Raw genomic sequence first — 7464 nt, 5'->3', positions numbered from 1 at the left:
GTGAATGTCCGGCCACGCACCCGGCACCGGCGTAGAATCCGTGTGGTTCTTGGGCAACATGACGCTCTATCAGGCTTCAGTACCTCAGCCACGTGCCGTGCCAACAAATTGGGCTCCACCGCCACTGCCGACCACGCGAACTCGCCGTTTCAGCCAAGGCGACCACACCCGGCGGCCAGCCACCGATCATTTACGCGCAGGCGGGGCCGTTGCGTTGGGTCCGGCCGTAGAGCCGGGCCGCGACTTCTTCGATCTCCCGCCGGCGGAGCAGGTCCGCTCAAGGTTCCCGGCAGCACTGCGGCACGCAGCCGGCACTGCGCAGTGCGTCACGGGCAACGACCCTGGCGGAGGAGACAGCGCAGACCGCGGTGAGGGCGCTGGCGATGTCGGTCTTCGGCCACCGCCTGACAACCACTGACCGCACCACGCCCCATCAGCAACTCCCCACGCCGCGCTCACTTTCCAGCAACATAGGGCTGTCGTAGGTCGCTTCGGTCACTGATGGCCGACGCGGTCCGACCCGCCCGTCGCCATCAGGGCGGCACGCGGACACAGTTGCCCGGCACGGCCGGAGCCCTGTGGCGAGCCAGAGTTCCCGGTGATCGCTTCCGTCTCCGCTGATACCGGGGCGGACTGCGGAGCGGGGTGATAGAGAGATGCCGGTACGACGATCCTCACGGTCTGTGTATGACGGCCCTGAACCCGGAAAGCGGCGACGATGTTCTTCAATGGCCCCGCGCACGTGCAAACCAACGCCACGCTCTTCCCGGTCGGCACCGGCGTCCCCGTTGAGAGGATCTGCCAGTCCTGCCGCAGGACTTGGCGCGCGCGTTGTTCATCACGGGCAGGGCCGCGTACGACTTCACGGGGTGTCATCGGCGGTAGGCGGTGGCGGCGACGGTGGGCAGCAGGGCGAGGGAGAGAGCGCCACCGGTGAGGGCGAGGGCGGGGTAGCTGGTGGCAGCGACCATGATGCCGGAGGCCATGCCGCCGGTGGCGCCGGCGACGGCGATGGAGACGTCGACCAGGCCCTGGGTCTTGGCGCGGGTAGCGAGCGGGACGGTGTCGGTAATGATCGCGGTGCCGGCCACGAGGCCGCAGTTCCAGCCGAGTCCGAGCAGGGCCAGAGCCAGGGCGAGGAGCGCGACGGAGTCACCGGGCGCGGCGGCGGCGAGGATTCCGGCGGCAAGCAGGGTGATGCCGGATGCGGCAGCGATCTTCATGCGGCCGTAGCGGTCGACGAGCCAGCCGGTGAGTGGTGAGGGCAGGTACATGGCGCCGATGTGGATGGCGATGACGAGCCCGGAGGCGGCAGTGCCGTGGCCGTGGTCGTGCATGTGGACCGGTGTCATCGTCATGATCGCGACCATGACGAGCTGGGTGAGGACCATGACGAGGGCGCCGAGCACGACGCCCCCGCGGCCCTCCCGCGTATCTGCGGCGTCAGCGATTGTGCCCGCGGTGGCTTTGCTGTCCCTCGTCTCGGCGAGGGCGCGGGCCAGGAGCAGCGGGTCGGGGCGCAGCCAGAGAGCGAGGACGAGGGCGGCCAGGGCGTAGGCGAGGCCGGAGAGAAGGAAGAGACCGGCGAGGTGGGGGATGCCGAGGCTTTCGGCGAGGTTGCCGGTGGGGGCGGCGAGGTTGGGTCCGGCGACACCGCCGAGGGTGGTGGCGACCAGGACGGTGGAGACGGCGCGGCCGCGGTGGCCGGGTGCGGCGAGGTCGGCTCCGGCGTAGCGGGCCTGGAGGTTGGTCGCGGTGCCGGCGCCGTAGACGAACAGAGCGATGAACAGCAGGACGGGATTGTCGAGGACGGCAGCGGTGATGACGCCGGCCGAGCCGATGGCTCCGGTGAGGTAGCCGCTCGCGAGGCCGGGGCGACGGCCGCGGACCTGGGAGATGCGGCTGACGACGATGGCCGCGAGCGCGGATCCGGCGGTGAACAGGGCGCTGGGCAGTCCGGCGAGACTGGTGGAGCCGAGCATGTCCTGGGCGAGGAGGGCGCCGACGGTGACGCCCGCGGCGAGACCTGCGCCGCTGAGAACCTGGGAGGCGACGAGGACGCGCAGGATCCGGGTCTGAGCCCGGGCGGGGTCGGATATGGAGGCCGTCGTGCTGGCGGGAGCGGCGCTGGTCATGTCTCTTTTCCGAAGCGGCTGCGAGCGGTTGCGGGACCGGCAGAACAGGCGTCCCCAGACGCGGGCGGTCTCTTCTTGCAAGGGGCGCTGGTCTCGGCCAGGGGTGGGGCCGTCGTGCACCGGCCCGGCGCCGGATGAGCGCTGCGGGCCGGTGCACGGGGCGGGTTCAGCCGTCGAGGGCCTGGGTGAGGTCGGGCGATCAGGTCGTCGGCGTCTTCGAGGCCGACGGACAGGCGGACCATGCGGTCGGCGATGCCGCGCTTGGCGCGTTCGGTCGGGTCCAGTCCCTGGTGGGTGGTGGTGATGGGCTGGGTGACCAGGGACTCGACTCCACCGAGGCTGGGTGCGATGGCGAACAGGCGCAGCCGGTCCACCACTGCCGCGGTTTGCCCGGCGCCCGCGTCCAGGACGGCGCTGAGCATGCCGCCGACGCGCATCTGCGCGTCCACGATCTGCTTCTGCTCGCTGGTGGCCAGCCCCGGATACCGCACGCCAGCTACGCGCGGGTGTTCATGGGATATGACAGCACCGCAGTGTCGCTGCGGATTCCGCTGATGCGGGCAACAGTGACCTGCAGTAGCCATTCGGACGGAGATGACCGTGGCAGCCGTGACCCTGTGTCAGATGAGGCGTCTGAGTACTTCTTCCACGGCGTCGATGAGGGGGTTGCCGTCGGTGCCTGGGCGCCGTACCAGGCCGAGTTCGACGTCGGGGAGTTCGGGGAGGCCGCGCGCTGTTGTGCCCGGCTCCACATTCGCCGGGAGCAAAGCGGCGACGCCGAGCCCGGCCCGGACAGCCGCTTGCACGCCCGCCACGCTAGTGCTTTCGAAGGCGATGCGCCAACCGCGTCCGGCGGCTTCCAGAGCATCGAGCACTGGTACGCGCCAGCGGCACGGCTGAGAGAACAGTACGAGCGGCAGCGGGTCGAGGCTCGGATCGATGCCGGGCCCCACCGCCCAGATCAGGGGGAGCCGTGCCGTCCAGCGCGGAGGTTCGGCAAGGTAGGAGGGGTCACATAGCGCCAGGTGGATGCGCCCGGCGGTGAGTGCCTCCTGCAGTACCGGACCTGGGGCACTGATCAGTTCGAGCGTGGCTTCGGGGCTCATGCGGGTGAAGTCGGCCAAAGCCTGGGGAAGCGGCGCGGCGGTGAGATCCTCGATCAGCCCCACGCCGCAGTGTCCCTTCACCGCCGGCCCGGCTGCGGTGAGCGCCTGGGCGGACAGCGCCAGGATCCGCTCGGCGTACGGCAGTAGTGCCTCACCGGCCTTGGTGAGTGACACGCCGGTGGCGGCGCGATGCAGTAGGGGCTGTCCGACGGTGCGTTCCAGTTTCCGCAGCTGCTGGCTGAGCGCGGGCTGGCTGTGTCCCAGCGCGGCCGCGGCCCGGCTGATGCTGCCGGACCGGGCAGAGGTGACAAGGACCCGCAATAGCGCCGTCTCAAGATCTGGGGGCATAAGCAGATGCTATGGGCTACCCCAGCGTTCGGCCAGTTCCTTCTGACTGGGTCGGTCAGTAGCGTCGGCACATGCACTACTTCCATGTCGATGTCTTCAGCGGCCTTCCGTACAGCGGCAACAGCCTCACGGTGTTTCCCGACGCCTCCGGACTCACCGGCGTTCAGATGGAACGGATCACCCAGGAGCTGCGCCACTTCGAATCGATCTTCCTGACCCGCGGCGGTGCGCGGGATGACACATGGCAGGCCCGCGTCTTCGACCTCGTCGCGGAGCTCGACTTCGCCGGCCACCCCGTTATCGGCGCGGCATGCGTGCTTCACGCCCTGTACGGCACGGACGGCACGGACGGCACGGACGGCACGGACGGCAACGAAACGTGGACGTTGCGGCTGAATGCCCGCACGGTGAAGGTCACCACACAGCGTCGCGGTCCCGGGCGATACGCGAGCGTCCTCGATCAGGGCCCGGCGTCCTTCCTCGGCCGACCGGACACGCAAAACGTGGCCTCCTGGTTCTCGTTGGACACCGATGATCTGGATCCGGACCTGCCCGCCGAGGTCGTTTCCACCGGCCTGCGCTACCTGGTGCTTCCCGTGCGCAGCGGCGCACTGGAACGTGCCCGTATCGCGTTGGATCTTGACGCTCCACTTGCCGGGCTCGGCGCCCAGTTCGCCTACCTCCTCGACGCCACTGCCCTGGAGGGACGGCACTGGAACAACGACGGAAGCGTCGAGGACGTGGCCACCGGCAGCGGCGCCGGATGCGCCGCCGCCTACCTGCGCCGCCACCACCGGATCGGCGAAAGCGAGACTGCGGTCCTGCGGCAGGGTCGCTTCACCGGCCGCCCCAGCGAGATGACGATCAGCGCCGACGGCCAGGGTGAGGACATCCGCTCCGTGAAGGTCGGCGGCGAGGTCGCCTTCGTCGCCGAAGGGCGTCTTCAGGAACTGCCCCAATGACCGCGCGAATGCCAGCGCACTTCGGCCCTGACGCAATTCGCGCGGCCGTGGGATACGAGGACGTCCTCGAGCCGGTCGCGACCGCGCTCGCCGACTACAGCCGCGGGCTGGGGGAATCTCCCGTTGCAGTCTTTGCCCCGGCCGGCCGCGACGGCGACGTTCATGTGAAATCGGCCTGGCTGCCTGGACGACCCATTTTCACCGTGCAGGTTGCGACCTGGTTCCTGGAACGCGCCCGCCGCGGCGGCATCCCGGGCGCGGTTACACCCGGCCGGACACATGAAAGGAAAGTGTCGGTGTGGGCTGGTTGGATGGGGATATGTCTGATGATCCGCGCGTTGATGGTTCCGGGGTGCAATCCGCCGATGTGGACAGGCAACTGGCGGATCCGCGATTCTTGGTACATGCCGATCCGGGAGAAGTGCTGCAACTGCTGGATGAGGCCTCAGGTCCAGCGGTCCGGTTGACGTCCACGGTCTACCGGGGGTCGCTGCACCTGCACCAGAGTGCCAGCCCGGCGGTACGGCGTCAGGTGCTGGCGTTGGCGGCGGCTCAGTTCGGGGATCGCGACTTGGCGCAACGGTTGGCCAAGGTGACGGTCGACGGTGCCGCGGAAGGGGCAGGCGGCTGGGTCCCGGTATGGACGACCGGGGCGTTGACGGATCAGCGGTTCCGGCAGTGCCTGACGGGTCATACCGATGAGGTGTGCGCGGTGGCGACCACAGTCGTCGACGGCCGCCCGGTCGCCGTCACCGGAAGCGCGGACACAACGGTGCGGGTGTGGGACCTGGCCACCGGTCAGCCGGCCGGACCGCCCATGGAGGGTCACGCCTACGAGGTAACCGCGGTGGCCACGGCTGTCGTCGACGACCGGCCGGTTGCCGTCACCGGCGACGAGGACACGCTCCGGGTGTGGGACCTGACCACCGGTAGCCCGATCGGCGACCCGCTCACCGGCCACACCGATGAGGTGGCTGCGTTGGCCACGGCAATGCTCGACGGCCGTGCCGTCGCCGTCGTAGGAAGCCACGACGACACGGTACGCGTGTGGGACCTCGCCACGGGCCAGATACTCGCTCCGACCCTCGAAGGCATCAGTCTCCCCCGTGTACTGGCAACGGCGGTAGTGGATGACCGCCCGGTCGCCCTCACCGTCACCGCCGACCACAGCGAGACGGTGCAGGTCTGGGACCTTGGCATGGGCCAGACGTTCGGCCCGCCCCTCGAAGGACACACCAGCTCGGTGTACGCCGTGGCGACAGCTGTCATCGACGGCCGGCCCGTCGCCGTCACCGGCGGTTACTCCCCCGACCCGACGCTACGGGTGTGGGACCTGGCCACCGGTCAACCCACCGGACCGCCCCTCGCCCCCGAGGCCGACACCGACTACATCGACGCGGTGGCGATGGCGGTGGTCGAGGGCCGCCCGGTGGCCGTCGCCGTCACCCGATTCAACGAAGGCACGTCGATGCAGATGGTGGATCTGGGCACGGGCCGAACAGTCGGCCGACCCATGCACACCCGTGACTACGCTGCCGGCATCAACGGCAACTGCGCGATGACCTGTGTGGCGACGACGGTGGTGGACGGTCGCCAGGTTGCCGTCACCGGTTGCGCTGACGGGACGGTCCAGGTGTGGGACCTCACGGCCGGTCAGCCTGCCGGACCGCCCATGGAGGGTCACGCCTACGAGGTGACCGCGGTGGCCACGGCTGTCGTCGACGACCGGCCGGTTGCCGTCACCAGCACATGGAGCACCGATGACGACGGCACCGTCAACATGTGGGACCTGGCCACCGGCCAACCAGTGGGCGAGCCCCTCTACCCCCACTACAGTCCGGTGCACGGGCTGGCGACCGCAGTAGTGGACGGCCGACCGGTCGCTGTCAGCCTCGGCCACGACCCGAAGGCTGTGGTCTGGGACCTGACCACCGGACAACCCGCCACCCAGCCCTCCAAAGACAGCATCTGGTGTACGGATGTGGTGGCGACCACGGTCGTCAACGGTCGTCCGGTCGCTGTCACAGGCGATAGGAACGGCTTGCAGATGTGGGATCTGGGCACAGGCGAGGCCGCGGAACCCTTCGCCAACTGCCACGTGGTCTCATTGGCGACGGCCGTCGTCGGCGACCGTCCGGTCGCCGTCACCGGCAGCGCAGACCAGACGGTACGGGTGTGGGACCTGACCACCCGCCACAAGGTTGGCGAACCCCTCACCGGCCACACCAGCTCGGTGCATGCCGTGGTGACGGCCGTAGTGGAAGGCCGTCCGGTCGCCGCCACCGGCAGCGGGCACGGAGTGCGGGTGTGGGACCTGACTACCCGCCGACAGGTCGGACCCGAACTGCTCCTGCCCGGCTCGGTCAACGCTCTCGCCGCATCCGACGGGCGGATCGTAGTGTGCTTCGACCGTGACATCACGGTTTTGACCCACCTCAACCACTGATCCATCCCAGGGCGCCGACCATCACCAGGTAGGAAATTGCACGATGTTGGCCAGCTCGCAGTCCGGCACGGACAACCCCTCCGCAGCGAGGGCAGCCGAAGCCCCGGCTCCACCAGCAGTTCGGATTCCTCAGGCCCTACGCGTCCTTCACCGTGACTCGCACCCGCACACCTCCACTACGAGCGGAAGGCAGCGGCCGGAACTCCAGCACCCGTTCCCGGCGCTGCTGACGCGGCGGCCCATCGATCAGCCGCAGCAGTTGCTCCCGCTCGACCTCCGACATAGCCGCAAGGACCTCCGTCACGCCCCTGAGCTCATCCACGCTCAAGCCTCGCCCACAAGGTCAAGGGCCTCACGACCCGCCTTCGCAGCAACCTCCGGAACGGGCCACCTGTGGTCGGGCACGTATCCCACACCCCGCCACCACGGCTCGACCGGCAGCACCCCGGCCGGCTCGAACGGCTGAC

At 69.3% G+C, this 7464-nt stretch carries 7 protein-coding genes; 3 read left to right on the top strand and 4 right to left on the bottom strand.

What is annotated here, in order from left to right:
- Positions 1–872: 872 nt before the first annotated feature.
- From RB628_RS38640 to RB628_RS38630, 3 genes are read right to left on the bottom strand one after another with little or no spacing between them, the layout of a single operon-like run.
- Complete coding sequence (locus RB628_RS38640; protein ID WP_318325330.1) at positions 873–2135, bottom strand: MFS transporter; 1263 nt, start codon at positions 2133–2135, stop codon at positions 873–875.
- Complete coding sequence (locus RB628_RS38635) at positions 2132–2719, bottom strand: PLP-dependent transferase (protein WP_318325327.1); 588 nt, start codon at positions 2717–2719, stop codon at positions 2132–2134. Before RB628_RS38635 ends, RB628_RS38640 begins: the two co-directional genes overlap by 4 nt.
- 36 nt (positions 2720–2755) lie before the next feature.
- On the bottom strand, positions 2756–3589 hold the full coding sequence (locus RB628_RS38630; protein WP_318325326.1) for a LysR family transcriptional regulator: 834 nt from the start codon (positions 3587–3589) through the stop codon (positions 2756–2758).
- A 71-nt stretch (positions 3590–3660) separates the two neighbouring features.
- Between RB628_RS38630 and RB628_RS38625 the strand changes: the two genes are divergently transcribed.
- From RB628_RS38625 to RB628_RS38615, 3 genes are read left to right on the top strand one after another with little or no spacing between them, the layout of a single operon-like run.
- On the top strand, positions 3661–4551 hold the full coding sequence (locus RB628_RS38625) for a PhzF family phenazine biosynthesis protein (RefSeq protein WP_318325325.1): 891 nt from the start codon (positions 3661–3663) through the stop codon (positions 4549–4551).
- Positions 4548–5018 carry a hypothetical protein gene (locus tag RB628_RS38620; protein ID WP_318325331.1) on the top strand — a complete coding sequence of 157 codons (471 nt, stop codon included), beginning with the start codon at positions 4548–4550 and terminating at the stop codon, positions 5016–5018. The genes RB628_RS38625 and RB628_RS38620 overlap by 4 nt, the downstream gene beginning before the upstream one ends.
- Positions 4904–6997 (top strand): hypothetical protein, encoded by a 2094-nt coding sequence (locus RB628_RS38615; protein ID WP_318325324.1) that lies wholly within the window; start codon positions 4904–4906, stop codon positions 6995–6997. The genes RB628_RS38620 and RB628_RS38615 overlap by 115 nt, the downstream gene beginning before the upstream one ends.
- A gap of 136 nt (positions 6998–7133) precedes the next feature.
- Here RB628_RS38615 and RB628_RS38610 read toward each other — a convergent pair whose 3' ends face one another.
- Complete coding sequence (locus RB628_RS38610; RefSeq protein WP_318325323.1) at positions 7134–7301, bottom strand: hypothetical protein; 168 nt, start codon at positions 7299–7301, stop codon at positions 7134–7136.
- Positions 7302–7464 lie beyond the last annotated feature (163 nt).

Source organism: Streptomyces sp. ADMS (genome assembly GCF_033441795.1).
GTDB lineage: Bacteria > Actinomycetota > Actinomycetes > Streptomycetales > Streptomycetaceae > Streptomyces.
This window is presented reverse-complemented; position numbering and strand designations above follow the sequence as displayed.